Origin of the sequence: Streptomyces prunicolor (assembly GCF_045162825.1) — a bacterium.
GTDB classification, from domain to species: Bacteria; Actinomycetota; Actinomycetes; order Streptomycetales; family Streptomycetaceae; genus Streptomyces; species Streptomyces prunicolor.
Genome location: NZ_CP108676.1, coordinates 10,557,631 through 10,574,703, shown reverse-complemented (window position 1 = coordinate 10,574,703; position 17,073 = coordinate 10,557,631). Strand labels below are relative to the sequence as shown.

Sequence of the window (17,073 nt, the reverse complement as noted above, 5' to 3'; positions counted from 1 at the left end):
ATCAACTCCGGCTCGGGTCATGGCAGATGTACACCCGTGGGGCTCCGCCTGCGTCGGGTACGGGATCCGCGGCCGTGGTGCGCACGCCCTCGCGGACGGTCTCGCCGGTGCGGGGATCGATCACCCGGTAAGGGAGCGGGACGTTCTCCGGGTCGGTGATGAACAGCGGGCCGCCCTCCTCTGCGTAGCAGAGATACAGCACGCCGGGGACGGACAGGCCCCGGGGTGCGAGGGCGGAGCGCCAGTCGGGGCGCATGTCCGTCAGGGGAAGGCCGGCGAGAATGCGGGAGATCAGGCCGACGTGGTGTGAGCCCTCGAAGTCCAGTGCCTCCCGCCAGCCGGCGTCCTTGGCGAGGAAGAACTCCTCGTGGCCGGGTTCGGCGGGGTGCAGCCGCCACTGCCACAGCCTCGCCGCGCCGTAGACCACACCCATCGTGCCGCCGGCGCAGAGGTTGCTCCAGGCCTCGTGCCCCTGCCACCAGCCCGCGGCGCGGCCGGGACGGCCGGTGTTCTCGTACGTCGGCTCGGCGTTGGCGACGGCCTTGGCGGGGGTGTTGCGCCACATGTCGGCGACCCGTTCCTGCACGTGTCCGCCCATGTGGCCGGTCTGGCACCACTGGAAGTGCAGCCAACTCTCGCTCTGGTGGGCGCAGTTGTCGGCGTGCGGGCGGTAGTGGATACCGCAGGGCTGGCCGTAGTCGTCCCAGCGGCCGACCTCCGCGCCGCCCGCCGCGATCTGTGGTTCGTGGCCCTCGCCGTCGGCGCCGACCAGGTAGACGGCGGGGGCGGCGCCGTAACGGGCCACGAGATAGCGGCAGTAGCACGCGTACTCCTGCGGTGGGACGACCGGGCCCGCCACGCGCAGGCCCTTCCAGCCGAACCCGTGGAAGAGCGGCTGGAGTACGGGGACGATCCCGTGGTCGCGGAGGATGCCGATCAGCCGGTCGAGGTACTGGAAGTACGCCGGGTTCAGGACGGTGATGTGCCCGGTGGGCAGGTCCTCGAAGCCGACATCGAAGCCCTTGTCGGCGGTGCGGTCGCGCGGTCCGCGCGCGTCCATGTCGGGCTGGACGCTCATCAGCAGGGCCGCGTTGAAGCCCTTGGCCCGCCGGTCCGCCGCGTACTCCGTGACCTGTTCCTCGGTGGCCCGCCAGGGCAGGGCCCAGGCGGTGTCGCCGACCAGCAGCGCGGGCGTCCCGTCGGCGTGCACCAGGCTGCGCCCGCCGGGCGACATGCGCCAGAACCCGTGCCGGTGAAAGGAGTTGGCGTCGTCAGCGCCGGGGCGTACGACGAGCGTTCCGCCCTGCCCGGACAGTCCTTCGTCCGCCACCGAACTGCCGCTGCGCCAGGTCCAGCGGCCGTCCGTGTGCGGTGAGGCGAACCGGACCTTCCAGACCCGGCCGCCGTCCCAGAAGGCGGGGCGGCGCAGGACGGTCCCGGAATCGTGCGTGAACTCGGCCCATACGTCGAGGTCGGTGTACGGGTTGGCGTGGTCGCGGGTCCCGGTCAGGGTGATCTCGGTCTGCCGCCAGGGGGCGACGACCAGGTCCGCTTCCGGCCGCGCATCACTCATGAGTTGCCGACGGCGATGTCGGCGGCCAGCGGCAGGGTCACCGAGGACGGGCCGGCTTCCAGGGTGAAGGTCCCCAACTCGACCGCCCAGCCGCCCACTTCGGCGTTCCAGTGCTCGAAGGCGCGCGCGGCCACGGTGACCGTCGCGACGACCTCCTCGCCGGGTGCCGCCTCGACCACAGCGAACCCGGCGAGCCAGCGGAGCGGGCGCTCGACAACGCTGCCGGGGCGACCGGCGTAGACCTGCACGACCTGCTTGCCGTGCCGGGTGCCGCTGTTGCGTATCCGCACGTCTACGGTGAGATCCGCGCCGGACGGCAGCTCGCCGGGGGCGTCGATCGACACGTAGTCCCAGGTGGTGTAGCCGAGTCCGTGGCCGAAGGCGTAGCGGGGCGGCTGCCATCCGGTGCGGCCGTCGCCCCGGTAGCCGATGAACAGCCCCTCGTCGTAGGCGAGTACGCCGTCGACCGGGTCGGTGGCGGGCAGCCCCTCCTCGGACACGGGCCACCCGGTGGGCAGTCGGCCGCCCGGCTCCACGACGCCCAGCAGGACGTCGGCGAGCGCGTTGCCGAACTCCTGGCCGGGGAACCAGGCGAGCAGTACCGCCGCGACCTCCCCGGACCACGGAAGCAGCACCGGGGCACCGGAGTTGACGACCACGACGGTACGGGGGTTGGCCGCGGCGACCCGGCGGACGAGTTCGTCCTGCCGGCCGGGCAGGGCGAGGCCCTCGCGGTCGAAGCCCTCACTCTCGACCTCTTCGGTGGTGCCGACCACGACCACGGCGACGTCGGCCTCGCGGGCGAGTGCCACGGCCCGCTCGATCTCCTCGTCGTCGCTGCCGTGCGGCGGCTGGAGGTTGAGCTGGAACATGGTGACCGCGTCGCCGAGGGCATCGTCCGTCGAGTCGGCGTCGTGGGTGACTGTGTCGTGGGTGAGTATGTCGTGGGTGAGGACGACCTCGGTCTCCTCGCCCGCCGCCAGATCGACGGTGTGGAGACTTTGCGGCGGGGTCATCAGACCCTCCACCAGGTCGGCCCCCGGCGGGAGTTGGAGGCATACGTCGAACACCTCGACGCCCGCGACGGACATCCGGAAGCGTCCGATGCCCGAGCCTCCGACGGCGTACCGGCCGGCGTCGGTCGCGCGGATCACGGTGCGCACTTCCACCCGGGCGACCTCACCGGTCGGGACTCCGGGGCCGTAGGACCCCATCCAGGTGTAGGCACCTCCGCTACGGCGCTCGGAGCCGAGCAGGGTTCCGTCCCCGGCCAGGAAGCTCACCTCCACGCCCTCACCGGAGCCGTCGGGGTGGCGGAGGTGGGCAAGTGCCGCCGCGGGTACGCGAGTTTGCGGGGTGACACCGACGCCGTGGGTGACCTCGACGCCGTCGCCCAGGGCGGCGCGGATGCCGTCGAGGGGTGAGACGGTGTAGGGCGGGAAGACGGTGGCGCTGCCTCCGCCGAGGGTCCGGGCCGCGGCGGCGTTGGGTCCCAGGACGGCGACCCGGCTCAACGCCGCGCGGTCCAGGGGTAGTTGGGTGTCCTCGTTGCGGGCCAGCACGAATCCGGCGGCGGCGGTCTCGCGCAGTCGGGTCGCCACGGAAGCGGCGTCGTGGTGGAGCGGCGTGGCTGTGGTGGGGATATCGCTCAGCGCGCCGACCCGGGCGGCGAGGCGCAGCAGTCGCAGCACCTTGTCGTCGACGAGGGCCTCTTCGACCTTGCCCTTGCGTACGGCGGCGACCAGCGCGTCGCCCCACGGGCCGATCGGGCCGGGCATCACCAGGTCGAGCGCGGCGCGGGCGGACGGCTCGGTGGTGCGGGCGGCGAACCAGTCCGACATCACCAGCCCGTCGAAGTCCCAGTCGTCGTGCAGCACTTGGCGCAGCAGCGGGCTCTCCGTCATCGGGTGCCCGTTGACCCCGTTGTACGCGGCCATCACGGCCCAGACCTGGCCCTCGCCGACGATCCGCTCGAACGGCGCCAAGTACAGCTCCCGCAGGGCGCGTTCACCGATCCGCGCGTCGAGCGTCATGCGCTGGGTCTCCGAGTCGTTGCCGACGAAGTGCTTGACGGTGGCCGCCACGCCGCCGCCCTGAACACCTTGCACATAGGCCACGCCGATGCGGGCGGTGAGCAGCGGGTCCTCGCTGAAGCACTCGAAGTGCCGTCCGCCGTAAGGGGTTCGGTGCAGGTTCACGGTGGGGGCGAGGAGGACGTCGACACCCTTGCCGCGCGCCTCATGGGCGAGCAGTCCGCCGAGCCGTTCGACCAGGGGCTCGTCCCAGGTGGCGGCGAGCGCGGTGGGCGAGGGCACGTTGGCGGAGGGGCTGCGCTCGTCCCACAGCTCACCGCGGACTCCGGCGGGTCCGTCCGAGACGACCAACCGGCGCAGACCTATGGCGGGTTCGGGGTGGAGGGACCAGAAGTCGGCGCCGGTCAGCAGCCGCACCTTCTGCTCCAGGGTGAGCGCGCCGAGGCGCCTGGCGAGCTCGGCTTCGTCGGTCGCGGAGGGAGCGGAGGGGATGGAGGGGGCGTCGGTGGTGGGCTGCCGGGTCACGGCGTCCTCCTCGGTGAAGGTGAAGGTGAAGTGGGGGCAGTGGGGGCGGTGGGCGTTCGCTCCACGGAGCTGTCGCCCTCGCGCTCGATGAGCAACCGGACGTCCCAGGGCCCGAGTTCGAGCGTGGTTCCGGCGGCGAAGGGCTCACCGGTGAACAGGTCGCGGACGTCTTCCGGCAGGTGGTAACCGACCGGATCCCAGGCCCAGTTGTGGACGAAGCGCAGGACAGCGCCGTCGGCGGTCGTGGCCGACGTACAGGTGACGGACGGCGGTCGGTCCTCGCGCCAGGCGTCGGAGGGGACCGAGACCGCGGCGATCCAGTCCGCGAGGCTGCGCGAGAGCTCGCGGTCCGGGACGGTACCGACGTAGGTCACGCGGCCGTCGCCGTACTCGTGCGTGGTGACGGCGGCGAACTGGCCCAGGTGGGGATGGTCGTACCCGGCGAGGACGGTGGCGCCCTCCGCGATCAGTCCATCGGCCCAGGCGGTGGCGTGCCCGTGCAGGGCGGGGCCGTACGACGTCCCGTCCCCCTGGGTGACCGTGACCGGCGTCAGCACATTGGTGAACTCCTGATAGCGCACTCCCGTGGCGGGGCGCAGCACTCCGGGCATCACCGTGTGCCGGGCAACGGCCTCCTCGTCGGCGTAACCGGTGCGCGGGGTGAGGACGAGGTGGCCGCCGGCTTCGGCGTACCGGCGCAGCAGGTCGAGGGTCGCGTCGTCCGCGATGTACAGCGCGGGGACGACCAGCACCGGCCGGCGTTCCACCAACTCCTCGGAACTGGACGGCAGTTGCTCCGGGGAAACGATGTCGACGGACAACCCGGCGTCGAACAGCCCCCGGTAGAAGGCGGCGACGATGCGGTCGTAGGACTGCGGATCGCCGAACCACGCAGGGGTGTTGCCCCGGAGCGGCGCCATGAACTCCATGGCCCAGCGGCTGTCGGCGGACAGCAGCATCGCGACATCGCTGCGGGGGCGCAGGCCCTCGATCGTACTGCCGGCCTGCTTGAACTCCCCTGCGATCGCCGAGAGTTCGTCGTAGGTCCGGCCGGGTTCCAGGCTGTGGCCGAGGATGCCGCCCCAGTAGGTCTCGGCGCCGTAGTGCAGGGAGTGCCAGTGCCAGTACTCGATCATCCTGGCGCCGCGCGCGACCATGCTCCACACGGCCTGGCGGGCCTGGCCGCGGTAGAGGGGGAAGTTGTCCGCGGAGCCGCCGATCGAGGTGGCGTTGGTCTCCATGACGAGGAAGGGTTCCTGGCGGATGCCGCGCGCCATGTCGTTCTGGAGGTAGAGCCAGGCGGGTCCTGACCAGGCGACGAAGAACGGATAGAGACCGCCCTCCGGCTCGTCGGGACCCGGCAGGGCCAGCCCGTCCTGGGTGGCGTAGTAGATGTTCGCCCCGGCGACGTCGAGGGGCTTGCCGATGGCCGAGATGTCCAGGCCCTGCTGGCCGAGGGCGACGCAGGTGGTGACGAAGTGCTGCTCCGGGACGAGGCCGCGCACCAACTCGGCGTGCCAGGTGATGTATTCCTGCGTCAGCCGGGACTGGTAGCGGCGCCAGGCCAGGTCGTACGACGGGGTGGAGTTGCCGTCGGGGGTCCACAGGTCCGCCCAGTCCTGCAACCGGTGGGACCAATAGGTCAGCCCCCAGCGGCGGTTGAGGGTCTCGACGTCGCCGTAGCGGTCGCGGAGGTGGTCGAGGAAGCCCTGGAACACCGAGTCGTTGTGGAAGATGCGTAGCCCGGGTTCGTTGTCGACCTGCCAGCCGATGACCGCCGGGTGGTCGGCGTAGCGCCCCACGATCTTGCGGACCAGCCGCTCGGCGAGATGCCGGAAGGCGGGGTGCGAGTAGTCCGCGTCCTGCCGCATGCCGTACGGGATGGGCTGCCCGGTGCCTGAACGGGCCGCCGTTTCCGGGTACTTGCGGCGCAACCAGGGCGGGACGGCGTAGGTCGGGGTGCCGATGATCGCCTGGATGCCGCGTTCTTGGGCGGCGTCGAGCACCGGTTGCAGCCAGCCGAGTTCGAAGGTGCCCTCGCGGGGTTCCCAGGTCGACCAGACCGACTCGCCGACCCGGATGACGCTGAACCCGGCCTCGGCCATGAGGTCGAGGTCCTGTGCGAGTCGTTCGTACGGCTGGTACTCGGTGTAGTACGCGGCTCCGAAGAGCATGCGTGGGGAGGAAGTGCCCATACGGTGCTGGTGACTTTCTCTCGGTGCCGGTCGGCTGTCTCGGACGGGAGGAAGGCTCAGTCCTCGCCCCGGTACCTGAACCGGTCGAAGGCGACGGTCCCTTCGGCGGCGTACATGCCGACGACTCGGCCGGTGAAGGACGCGGCGGTCTCGGCGGAGACGTAGCGGCCGTCGAGCGCCGCGAGTTCGACCGGTCCGGTGCCGGAGTCGACGGACAGGCGGACCACGTCCGGGCCGAGGGCGTCGAGCCCCATGCCGCTGACCGGCTCGGTCTCGATCCGTACGGTCACCGGCCCTGCGGGAAGCGGCTGCTCCCAGGTCTGGCAGAGCTGGCCCACCCGGGCACGGGCACGGGCGGTGCCGGCGCCCACCTCGATGTCGTAGTGATGGTGTTCGTCGATCCGCAGGCTCAGCCCGCCGACTCCACCAGCGCCGTCCACGCGGACCGAGAAGACGGACGCCTGGTGCTGCTGGCGGCGGCCGACGAAACGGGGGCGCGGGTCGTCCATGGTGGAGCCGTCGGCGTGTACGACGAGGTGGCCCGGGCGCTCGGTGAGTGAGGACCAGTCCGCGGCCGGGGTTCGTATCGAGAGCCATTCCAGGCCGAGTTGGGTGCCGGTGAAGTCGTCGTGGTGCTCAACCGGCGCGGTGGCCGGGGTCAGTTGGACCGGCTGCACCACCGGCCAGCCGTCGGCCCATTCCAGCGTGGTGCTGAACGTCTCCCGGCCCATGGGGGAGAAAGCCCTGGTCAGTCCGCCGGGGCGCATGCCCAGCAGGAACAGTGCCCAGCTGCCGTCGGGAGTGCGTACGAGGTCGGCGTGGCCGGTGTTCTGGACCGGGCGGTCGGTGCTGCGGGCGCTGAGCACCGGGTTGGCCGGGCAGCCCTCGAAGGGGCCGTCGGGGCGGTGGCCGCGGGCGATGCTGACGGAGTGCCCGCGTTCGGTGCCGCCCTCGGCGATCAGGAGGTACCAGGTGCCGTCGATCTCGTAGAGGTGCGGCGCCTCGGGGAACATCAGGCCCGTGCCCGACCACAACGACCGTGGTTCTTCGAGGGCTTGGCCCGTTTCCAGGTCCATGCGGACCTGCTGGACGCCGAGGTGCTCGCCGGCGCGGTCTCCGTCGAGCTGGAGGCCCGAGTAGGTGACGAAACAGGTGCCGTCGGCGTCCCACGCGAGGTCCGGGTCGATACCGGGCACGCCTTCCATGACGATGCCGTCGGACCAGGGGCCCTCGGCGCGGTCGGCGGTGAAGATGAGACTGCCGCGCCCCATCGCGTCGGTGACGACCAGCCAGAAGCGGCCGTCGTGGAACCGGATGGTGGGCGCCCAGGCGCCACCCAGCGTGGGGACCTTCTCCACCGCCAACTGCCCCGGCCGGGTCACCACGTTGCCGATCTGCTCCCAGTGCACGAGGTCGCGGCTGTGGAACAGCGGTATGCCGGGGAGGTACTCGAAGCTGGAACAGGCGAGGTAGTAGTCGTCGCCGACGCGGGTGATGCTGGGGTCCGGGTGGAAGCCGGGGACGGTGGGGTTGGGCAGCGTCATGCTCGGTCTCCCGACATCGAGGCGTTGGTGGGAACTTCCGTGGAGGTGTCGGCCGCCAGGGCCGCCGCCAGCCGTCGCCGTTCGGCCCGGCGTTCCGCCTGCCGTTGCGGGTCCGGCACCGGCGCGGCGAGCAACAGGCGCTGGGTGTACGGGTGTTGGGGTGCGGTGGTGACGGTCGCCGCGTCGCCGGTCTCGATGATCTCCCCGCCGCGCATGACCGCGACCCGGTGGCTGATGTGCCGGGACCACGGAGAGGTCGTGGGTGACGAAGAGGTAGGCGACGCCGGTGCGTTCCTGGATCTCGACGAACAGGTCCAGTACCCGGGCCTGGGTCGACAGGTCCAGTGCGCTGACCGGTTCGTCGCAGACGATGACCCTCGGGTCCCGGGACAACGCCCTTGCGATGGCGATGCGTTGGCGCTGTCCGCCGGAGAACTCCCGTGGCAGCCGCTCCCCCGCGTCGGCGGGCAGCCGTACGTGGTCGAGCAGGTCCCGCACCCGCTTCTCGGCCTCCGTCCGAGGGGTACCCGCGACGCGCAGCGGTTCGCTGAGGATGTCGTTCACGGTCATCGCCGGGTTGAGGGAGGTGTACGGGTCCTGGAACACCACCTGGATGTCGCTGCTGAGCGCCCTGCGTTCCTTCGCGCCCAGGCCGGAGATGACCTTGCCGTCGTAGCGGACGGTGCCGGAGGCGATCGGGGCCAGTCCGAGAACCGCTCGGCCCAGCGTGGTCTTGCCCGAGCCCGACTCACCGACCAGCCCGAGCGTCTCGCCGGCGCCGATGCTGATCGACACGCCCTTGAGCACCCGGAACGGCGGCTTGCGCCAGCCTTTCGACGGGTACTCCACGATCAAATCGTCGACTACCAACAGGGGTTCGGCCGGGCGTTCCTTGTTCGGTGTCCCGTTCATGGTCCCGTTCACTGTCCCGGTCATGCCGGACCCTCCTGACGTCCGGTGTGCGTGATGCCTGCGGCGCTCGCCGACACGGTGCGACTCAGGCTGAGCGCGGACCGCGGCTCGGCGTCCTCCAACGTGGACGCCAGGAGCATGCGGGTGTACGGGTGTTGCGGAGCGGCGAACAACTGGTCCACCGGTGCGGACTCCACGACCGCGCCGGTCTGCATCACCGTCACGCGGTCGCAGAGGTCGGCCACCACGCCGAAGTCGTGGGTCACCAGGATCACGCCCATGTTCCGCTCGCTCTGCAGGGACCGCATCAGGTCGAGCACCTCGGCCTGCACGGTCACGTCGAGGGCCGTGGTCGGCTCGTCGGCGATGAGCAGGTCCGGTTCGCAGGACACGGCGCCGGCGATGAGGACGCGCTGCGCCATACCGCCGGAGATCTGGTGCGGATAGGCGCGGAAGACCCGTTCCGGGTCGGAGATGCCGACGCGCTCCAGCAGGCCGAGGGTCTTGGTCCTCGCCTCGGCGGCCGACAGTCCGAGGTGTCGGCGTACCGGTTCCACCAGTTGGGCGCCGATGCGGAAGGAGGGGTCGAGGTTGGACATGGGTTCCTGCGGGACGTAGGCGATGCGGTGGCCGCGGTAGCGGTTCATGGCCGCGCGGCCGAGGCGGCCCAGCTCTGTGCCGTCGAACACCAGACGGGTGGTGGCGACTTGGGCTTCCCTGGGCAGCAACCCGAGGATGGCGAAGGCGGTTTGGCTCTTGCCCGAGCCCGACTCCCCCACGAGTCCGAGGACTTCGCCCCGGCGCACCGTCAAGGAGACGCCGTCGACGACGGTCTTCTCGCCCTGGGCCGTCGGATAGGAGACCGTCAGGCCGTCGAGGACGAGCAGGGCATCGTCCGTGTCCTGCGCCTCGGAGATGACGGGCGGCGCCTTCTTGTCCACGGCCGGCTTACGGGTCGTAGCGCCACGCGACGGCTTCCGCCCGGCTACGGCGGTCCCGTCCAGCGCGTCCCGCAGGGCGTTGCCCAACAGGCCGAACGCGGCGACGGTCACCGCGAGCGCGAGCCCGGGCCAGACCATCAACTCCGGCTTGGTGTAGATGTTGCCGAAGGCGTCGTTGAGCATGGAGCCCCAGCTCGCCTGGGTCGCCGAGCCCAGACCGAGGAACTCCAGCCCGGACTGGATGACGATGCCGAGGCCGAGCATCTGGGCGGCCTGGATGATGGTCGGCGCCTGTACGACGGGCAGGATGTGCCGGCGGATGATCCGGGCGTCGGTCAAGCCGGACACCCGTGCCGCGTCGACGTACAGCTCCTCGCGTACGGAGATCACCGAGGCGCGGATCAGCCGGAAGACGCCCGGCGACATCAGGACGCCGAAGACCGCCATGGCGAGGTACGTGTTCTGCCCGACCGCGGACATCACGACGAGCAGCACGATGATCGCCGGCACGGCCATCAGCAGGTTGGAGACCCAACTGCTCACGGCGTCGAACCACTTGCGGTAGTAGCCGGCCACCAGACCGGCGGGCACGCCGATCACCACGGCGACGGCCACCGCGAGCAGCGCGCCGAGCAGGCTGGTGCGGCCGCCGTAGAGGAGTCGGGCCAGGACGTCACGGCCGACGCCGTCGCCGCCCAAGGGGTGCTTGCCGCTCATCGGGGCGAGGCTGTCGGTCAGTGAGGAGCGGGCCGGGTCCTGGCTGGTCAGCAGGGGTGCGAAGAGGCTGGCCAGGGAGATGAGCGCGAGCAGGACCAGGCAGGTCACGGCCACCGGGTTGCGCAGCAGCCGGCGCATGATTCCCGCCCGTCCCTGCGCGGCCACGGCCGGGCCGACCGCGCCCGTCGTGTCGTCGGAGTCGGGAAGTTTCATCCCACACGCACCTTCGGGTTGAGCCAGCCGTATGCGAGGTCCATCAGGATGTTGACCACCACGACGAGGGCGACCATGACCACGACGACGCCCATGACCACCGGAGTGTCGCCCTGCGAGCCGGCGCTGGTCGCCTGGCTGCCGATCCCGTTGAGGCCGAAGACCTTCTCGACCACCACCGCGCCGCCGACCAGGCCGATGAACTGAAGCGCCAGCACGGTCAGCGCGGCCGGGGCGGCGTTGCGCAGCGCGTGCCGGAACAGCAGGCTGCGCTCGCTGATGCCACGGCTGCGGAGGGTGCGTACGTAGTCCGCGCGCAGGACGTCGACCATGGAGCCGCGCACCTGTTGGGCGGTGGCGGCGATCGCTCCGACGGAGAGCGACAGCGCGGGGAGAGTGATCGACCGCAGCCAGCCGCCCGCCGAGTCCGCCAGCGGGACATAGCCGGTCGCGGGCAGCCAGCCCAGGTCGACGCCGATCACGACGGCGAACACCAGGGCCACCAGGAAGCTGGGTACGGCGAACCCCAACACCGCGAGCAGTTGCACCACTTGATCCAGGGCGCCCCGGCGGACCGCGGCGGCGACGCCCAGCACCGTGCTCAGTACGGCCGACACCAGGAGCGCGGCGAGCACGATCGACAGGGTCACCGGCAGTTTGTTCTCGAGCGAACTCGTCACGGACTCACCGCTGAACCACGAGCTGCCGAGGTTGCCGTGCACCGCGTCCGCGAGCCAGTGGCCGTAGCGGACCACGAAGGGCTGGTCGAGCCCGAGTTCGGCGGACTTGGCGGTCACCTGCTGCTGGGCCGCGGTCTGTCCGACGATCTGGCGCACCGGGTCGGAACCGGTGAGGCCCATCAGCGCGAAGGTCGTGGTCGCGATCACCAGGACCAGGACCAACCCGGCAGCGATGCGCCGGACCAAGAAAACGATCATTAGTCTCTCCACCTTGCCTTTCCCTGACCGGTGTTGACCGGCGCCCGGGCGGGGGCGGCACCACCGAACCCGCCCGGCGCGCCGTCCGGGTCAGCCAGTGGGCTTGAAGTTGTAGATCGGCGGGACGGCGGCGAACGTCTGCGGGGTGAAGGTCACGCCCTTGGTCGTCGCGTAGGTGTTCTCCACGGAGTCCCAGGGCGCGTTCCACGCCTGGTCGACGAGGTAGGTGTTGAGCTGCTTGAACAGCGCGTCCTGGGCGGCACCGGTCGCGGACTGCGCCTTGGTGATGAGGTCGGTGACCTTCGGGTCCGAGCTGTGCAGCGGGTTCCACAGCGCGCTCTTTCCCACCTCGATCTGGATGGTGTCCCAGGGGCGGAAGGAGGCCAACGTCATGTACGACAGCGGGTACTTGCCCGCGAGGAGGGCGCTGATGAACTGAGTGACGGGGATCTTGTCGACCTTGACCTTGATCCCGATGTCCTCCAACTGCTGGACCATGGCGGCCTGTTGGTCGGGGAAGACGGACGACACGTCCGGGACGGTGACCGAGAAGCCGTTCGGATAGCCGGCCTCGGCCAGCAACTGCTTGGCCTTCGCCGGGTCGTAGGAGTACTTCGAGTCGAGCGAGCTGTCGAAGGCCGAACCGCCCGGGTTGAAGATCTGGGTCGTCGCCTTGCCGAGCCCCTGCTTCGCCGTCTTGACGATCGTGGAACGGTCGAAGGCGTAGTTCAGGGCCTGCCGGACCCGGACGTCGCCGAGCGCCTTGACGATCTTTCCTTCGCGGTCCCAGATGTAGACGCCCTCGACGTCACCGGAGGTGTACTTGGTGACGGTCAGCCCGCTGCTCTTGGCCGGCGCGACGTTCTTGGCACTGGCCAGCAGGGCGCCGTTGACCTGCCCCGAGCGCAGCGCGTTGAGCACGGCGGTCGGGTCGGTCAGCGGCTTGAGGACGATCTTGTCGAAGGGGAAGGCGGCCTTGTTCCAGTAGTCCTGGTTGCGCACGAAGGTGTACGTACTGCCGTCCGTGGTCGCGGACTTGTCCAGGGTGTACGGCCCCGAGCCCACCGGGGTGGTCTTGATCGTGCCCGCGGCGATGGCCTTCGGGCTGGCGATCATGCCGGCCACGTTGCCGAGGTTCGGCACGAGGGAGGGGTCGGGGGCGGAGAGCTTGATCGCGACCGTGGTGGCGTTGACGACGTCGACGCCGGTGATGCCCTTGAGCTGGCCCGCGGCCTCGCTGGTGCCCTTCTCGGTGTGCAGCAGGTTGGTCTTGACGGCCGTCGCGTTCAGGGCGGTGCCGTCGGTGAACTTGACGCCGGAGCGCAGGGTCATCGTGAGGACCGTACGGGCCGCGTTGTACGACCACTTGGTGGCCAGGTTGGGCTTGACGTCGGCCGTCGGGGACAGCCGGAGCAGCGAATCGTATACGGGCTGGTAGTACTGCGCGTTGTTGCCGAGACCGGCGTCGGCCAGATCCCACGGCTGGGCCGCGACCAGGGGGGCCAGGGTGAGGGTGCCGCCGGTGGCCGCCTTGCCCGAACCGGATCCCGATCCCGAGCCGCACGCGGCCGCGGACAACATCAGGACAGCCGATACGGCGGTCAGCGCGATTCTTCGCATGGGTGCTCCGCTGGTGAGTGGTTGACCGGACGGCATCGCGCGGGCGAGCCGCCCTCAAGGGCCTCGGAGGAAGTGGGAAACCAGGTCCTGACGCGGCCTGGACCGTTCTTGGCGGTCAGCCGTTCCTGGCGGAAGGGGGCTATATGTCCACCGTTTTTCGGTGGGTCCGAAATCAGCCACTGATACGTACAAGTGAAACGTATGCGTAACGTAGCCCCGCGGTGGGTGGACCACAAGGGCCGTGCATCAGCTTTTTGGGAAGCGGCTTTCCGGACGAAGGGCGGCGATCCGCAACAGGCGGCGGCGCCATGGCGCGCGGGGAGAAGGTCTTTCCCGGAAGCGGGCGAAGACGTCCTGGCCAGAGCGGCCTGGGTCGGATCGACTCGGGTCGACTGGGATCAACTCGGATCGCGTCAGACCGACTTGGCCTGCGTCAGGACCGGCTCGGTCTCCGTGGGACCGGTCCAACCCGGGCCGGGCCCGTCGGTGTCAGGCGGACTCGCGTACCACCAGCGTCAGCGGAGTCACCTGGGGCGTCTGTGGCTGGGATTGACCGGTCACGCCGCTGACGATCATGCGGGCGAGACGGCCCACGGCGACATCGAGGTTGTTGTCGATCGTCGTCAGCGGCGGCACCGCGAACGGCGCCAACTTGTCGTTGTCCACGCCGATCACGGCCAGGTCGCCGGGGGCGGCGAGGCCGACCCTGCGCATACCCGCGAGGAGGGCGAAGGCCGTCTCGTCGTTGTAGGCGCACACCCCCGTGACGGCGGGGACAGTCGAGTGCCACTGCTCGGCCGCCGCGGCGGCGGCCGAGATGTCGAGGGGCACCTCCAGCACGACCGGCGGCTCAAGACCGCGCTCCTTGCAGGCCGTACGGGCGCCGTCGAGCCGCAGGTCCAGGAAGTCCCTGAGTCGGGGGTCCCCGGGAGCGGCGTAGCCGATGCGGGTGTGTCCCGTCGCCGCGAGCCGGTCGACCTGCATCGTGCCGATCAGGGTCTGGGGAACGGTCAGGACACCCGGGGCGACCACGGGGCCCATCCCGGCGCTGACCACGTGGATGCCGGCCGCCCGCATGCCGGCCACGTCGTCGTCGGCGACGTCGAAGGCCGTCATCACGGCCGCCGGCATGAGCTCACGCCACAGCGCCTTGAGCGGGGCGTGCCGCTCGCGCCGCGTGACGAGGTTCAGGCCGTGCCGCTCCAGTTCGTCGCCGAGCAGTTCGACCAGGGCGGTCAGCGTGCCGCCCACGGGAACGTCGGGAAGGAAGAGCAGCACCAGGTCGCTGCGGCCCAGGCGCAGGGCGCGTGCGGCGGCCGAGGGTTCGTAACCCAGTTTCGCCACCGCGTCGAGCACTTTGCGCCGGGTCTGGTCGGAGATCTTCTGGTGCGACACGTCGTTCAGCACATAGCTGACCGTGGTCTGCGAGACCCCCGCCTCCTTGGCGACGTCGGTCGCCGTCACGCGGCCGGTCCTACGCGCCATGGGAGTCTCCTGGGGAAGGTCTTGGACAGCCTGCGTCGCAAGGTGTGCGACTGAGCAGCGAACTCTACTGAATCGTAACAGTGAGCATGCGGGATGTCCGATACTCCGGACGCCTCGACCCGTGAAAATCCGGTGCGCGCGACTCTCTGACCGGCGTCGGCCTCGGCGTCGGTGTCGGCAGCTGTCGGCCCCGGTCACCATTCGCCCCGGTCGCTGTCGCGGCCTCAGTCGCCGTTGGCATCAGTCGCTGTTGTCGATGCTCCAGGCCCAGAGTCTGCCCTTGGCGATGCGCTTGAGGAGGGTGGCGAAGTCGGCCTTGACGGCTTCCGGGGTCTTGTCCGGCGGGAACAGGGGTTTGACGGGCTGGCGCCCCAGTGGCAGGTCCTGGGAGAGGCGGGCCTTGTAGGCGTTGTACACCGCCGCGATGTCCTTGCGGACCGTCTCGCCCTCGCTGTTGCCCGGGATCGGCATGCCGCGCACACGGTTGTCGTTCGTCGCGGCGATCGACGCCACGTCCATGAGGAAGCAGTCGATCAGGTCGGTGACGTCCCGCTCGCGGGCGCCGTCCTCCTTGTTGTGCACGTCGCGCAGCAGCAGGTCCGCCATTTCCAGGGTGACGTCACGGTAGACGGTGTACCGCGGGCTTCCGGGGATGACGCCGAGCACATGATCGGGCTGCTTGGCGGTGTCGGAGTTCATCGACGCGAATCCGTCGGGAACGTCCTTCCCTTCGAGGCCCGGCACCGGGTAGGGCATGCCCCGGAAGTTCTCCTCCTCCCGGCCCATGTTGGGGGCGGCCTGCGCCATCGGATGCATGCCGAACTCATGGCACAGCATGCCCACGATGTAGCCGATGTCGTAGTTCTCGAGGTAGTAGGAGGCCAGCGTGACGAAGACGCCCTCGGCTCCCTTGTCGACCACGTTCGCCGGTGTCTCCGTCGTCCGCTTCTCCAGCGTGATCCGGCAAGTCCGGTCAGCGAGAAAGGACTTGATCTGCGTGTTGGAGACCAGCAGCTCCAGTACCCGGGTGGCCTTGCCCTGCGATTCCGGGTACTTGAGGGCCACGTTGGTGAACGAGATGTTCCCGTGCGACAACTTGCTCCGCTGAACCACCGCCCGCTGCACGGCCGGAGCGGGATCAGCTGCCCGTCCGGCCCAGGAGTGCCCTCCTTCGCTGAGCATCTGCACGACCCCGGCATTGCCCGCCCTGCCCTGGAGCGACAGCAACTCGTGCGAAGGCGTGACGGTATTGACTGCGGGGCCGCTCACCGGGGTACGCCGGACTCCGGCTTCCTGCGAGCGGAATTCGTCTCGGGCGTGCACGTACTCACTTCCTGGCCTGGAGTCGCGATCATCGTTGTTTAACCGCAGACGGGATGCCCCCGCCAGGTCCTCCGGGGCAAGGATCCCCGCTGAAGATCCACTCCAACTGCCCACAGGGGCACGACCGTGAGGCGTCAGGTCGTCGGAGTCCGGGCGACGACAAGGTGTGACCAGACCTCGGCGTGGTCCCGGATGTAGTCGATGTCCCTTACGTACAGAGCGAGATGACCCTCCTCGATGTGCCGCCGGAAGTTCTCGTCACCGGCGGCGGCCCCTTCCCGCATGAAGTCCGCGAGGGACTCCAGCCGTGGTGCGGCCATGTCCATCACCGACTGCCGTTCCTCACGGGTGCAGCCGTACGCGTCGAGGAACTCCCGGGCGCGGTGGGCCTGTTGCTCGGTCGCACCCCAGCCGTCGTGGTTGTCGGGGTGGGTGAGGGGGGCGTAGCGGTAGAGGGCGTAGGCGAGGTCCCAGGCGCGGGGGCCGGGGCGGGCGGCGTCGAAGTCGATGAGCCCTACGGCCCGCTCGCCGGTGAAGACGCAGTTGTACGGGGCGAAGTCGCCGTGGCAGATCACTTCGACGGGCGCGAGCGCGCAGAACTGCCAGTCTCCGCCGGGGTGTTGGGCGAGGCCGGTGGTCGCATCGTGGTAGCGGCGCAACAGACGGGCCGAGGTGGCGAGTGCCTGACTGCTGCGCACCGCGTCGGGCAGTGGGTAGTTGCCGACGTCGCCCGCCAGGTAGGTCAGGATCGTCCGGCCGTGTTCGTCGGTCCCGTGCGCGGCGGGAGCGCCTTCGAAGCCCTGGCGTTCGAGGTGGTCCAGCAGCCGGTGCACGGCGGGGGTCCAGGGCATGACCGGCTTGCGTACGGTCTCGCCGATACGGAAGACACGGGCGGTGCCGCCGCCGGTCAGCTCGTGCTCCTCCGCCTCCGCCTTGTCGGAGTACCGGCCGGGGTCGGCGGACATGGGGATCTCCTTGCGTGCCGGGGATGTTCTGGTCGCCGTGGTCCGGGACTTGCGACGCCGGGCAGCGACGGCGAAGGCTGCTTTCCGAT

10 protein-coding genes and 1 pseudogene are annotated in these 17,073 nt (G+C 70.2%); all 11 read right to left on the bottom strand.

What is annotated here, in order from left to right:
• Position 1: 1 nt before the first annotated feature.
• Positions 2-1,573, bottom strand: coding sequence for a DUF4038 domain-containing protein (locus OG588_RS47760; protein ID WP_405952781.1), 1,572 nt, complete (start codon positions 1,571-1,573; stop codon positions 2-4).
• Positions 1,570-4,131, bottom strand: coding sequence for a beta-glucosidase (locus tag OG588_RS47755; protein ID WP_405952780.1), 2,562 nt, complete (start codon positions 4,129-4,131; stop codon positions 1,570-1,572). Before OG588_RS47755 ends, OG588_RS47760 begins: the two co-directional genes overlap by 4 nt.
• Entirely contained in the window at positions 4,128-6,326 is a 2,199-nt protein-coding gene (locus tag OG588_RS47750) for a beta-galactosidase (RefSeq protein WP_405952779.1), read from the bottom strand. Before OG588_RS47750 ends, OG588_RS47755 begins: the two co-directional genes overlap by 4 nt.
• A gap of 56 nt (positions 6,327-6,382) precedes the next feature.
• Positions 6,383-7,870 (bottom strand): glycoside hydrolase family 43 protein, encoded by a 1,488-nt coding sequence (locus tag OG588_RS47745; RefSeq protein WP_405952778.1) that lies wholly within the window; start codon positions 7,868-7,870, stop codon positions 6,383-6,385.
• Positions 7,867-8,782, bottom strand: a pseudogene (locus OG588_RS47740) (ABC transporter ATP-binding protein). Before OG588_RS47740 ends, OG588_RS47745 begins: the two are co-directional and overlap by 4 nt.
• 20 nt (positions 8,783-8,802) lie before the next feature.
• The gene (locus tag OG588_RS47735) at positions 8,803-10,653 is read right to left on the bottom strand and encodes a dipeptide/oligopeptide/nickel ABC transporter permease/ATP-binding protein (RefSeq protein WP_405952777.1); all 1,851 of its coding nucleotides are present in this window, start codon (positions 10,651-10,653) and stop codon (positions 8,803-8,805) included.
• Positions 10,650-11,591, bottom strand: a complete 942-nt coding sequence (locus OG588_RS47730; RefSeq protein WP_405952776.1) for an ABC transporter permease — start codon at positions 11,589-11,591, stop codon at positions 10,650-10,652. The genes OG588_RS47735 and OG588_RS47730 overlap by 4 nt, the downstream gene beginning before the upstream one ends.
• A 90-nt stretch (positions 11,592-11,681) precedes the next feature.
• Positions 11,682-13,211 (bottom strand): ABC transporter substrate-binding protein, encoded by a 1,530-nt coding sequence (locus OG588_RS47725; protein ID WP_405952775.1) that lies wholly within the window; start codon positions 13,209-13,211, stop codon positions 11,682-11,684.
• A 489-nt stretch (positions 13,212-13,700) separates the two neighbouring features.
• Positions 13,701-14,696 carry a LacI family DNA-binding transcriptional regulator gene (locus OG588_RS47720; RefSeq protein ID WP_405952774.1) on the bottom strand — a complete coding sequence of 332 codons (996 nt, stop codon included), beginning with the start codon at positions 14,694-14,696 and terminating at the stop codon, positions 13,701-13,703.
• A 240-nt stretch (positions 14,697-14,936) separates the two neighbouring features.
• The gene (locus OG588_RS47715) at positions 14,937-15,965 is read right to left on the bottom strand and encodes a hypothetical protein (RefSeq protein ID WP_405952773.1); all 1,029 of its coding nucleotides are present in this window, start codon (positions 15,963-15,965) and stop codon (positions 14,937-14,939) included.
• Between the two features lie 188 nt (positions 15,966-16,153).
• Complete coding sequence (locus OG588_RS47710) at positions 16,154-16,984, bottom strand: phosphotransferase enzyme family protein (protein WP_405952772.1); 831 nt, start codon at positions 16,982-16,984, stop codon at positions 16,154-16,156.
• Positions 16,985-17,073 lie beyond the last annotated feature (89 nt).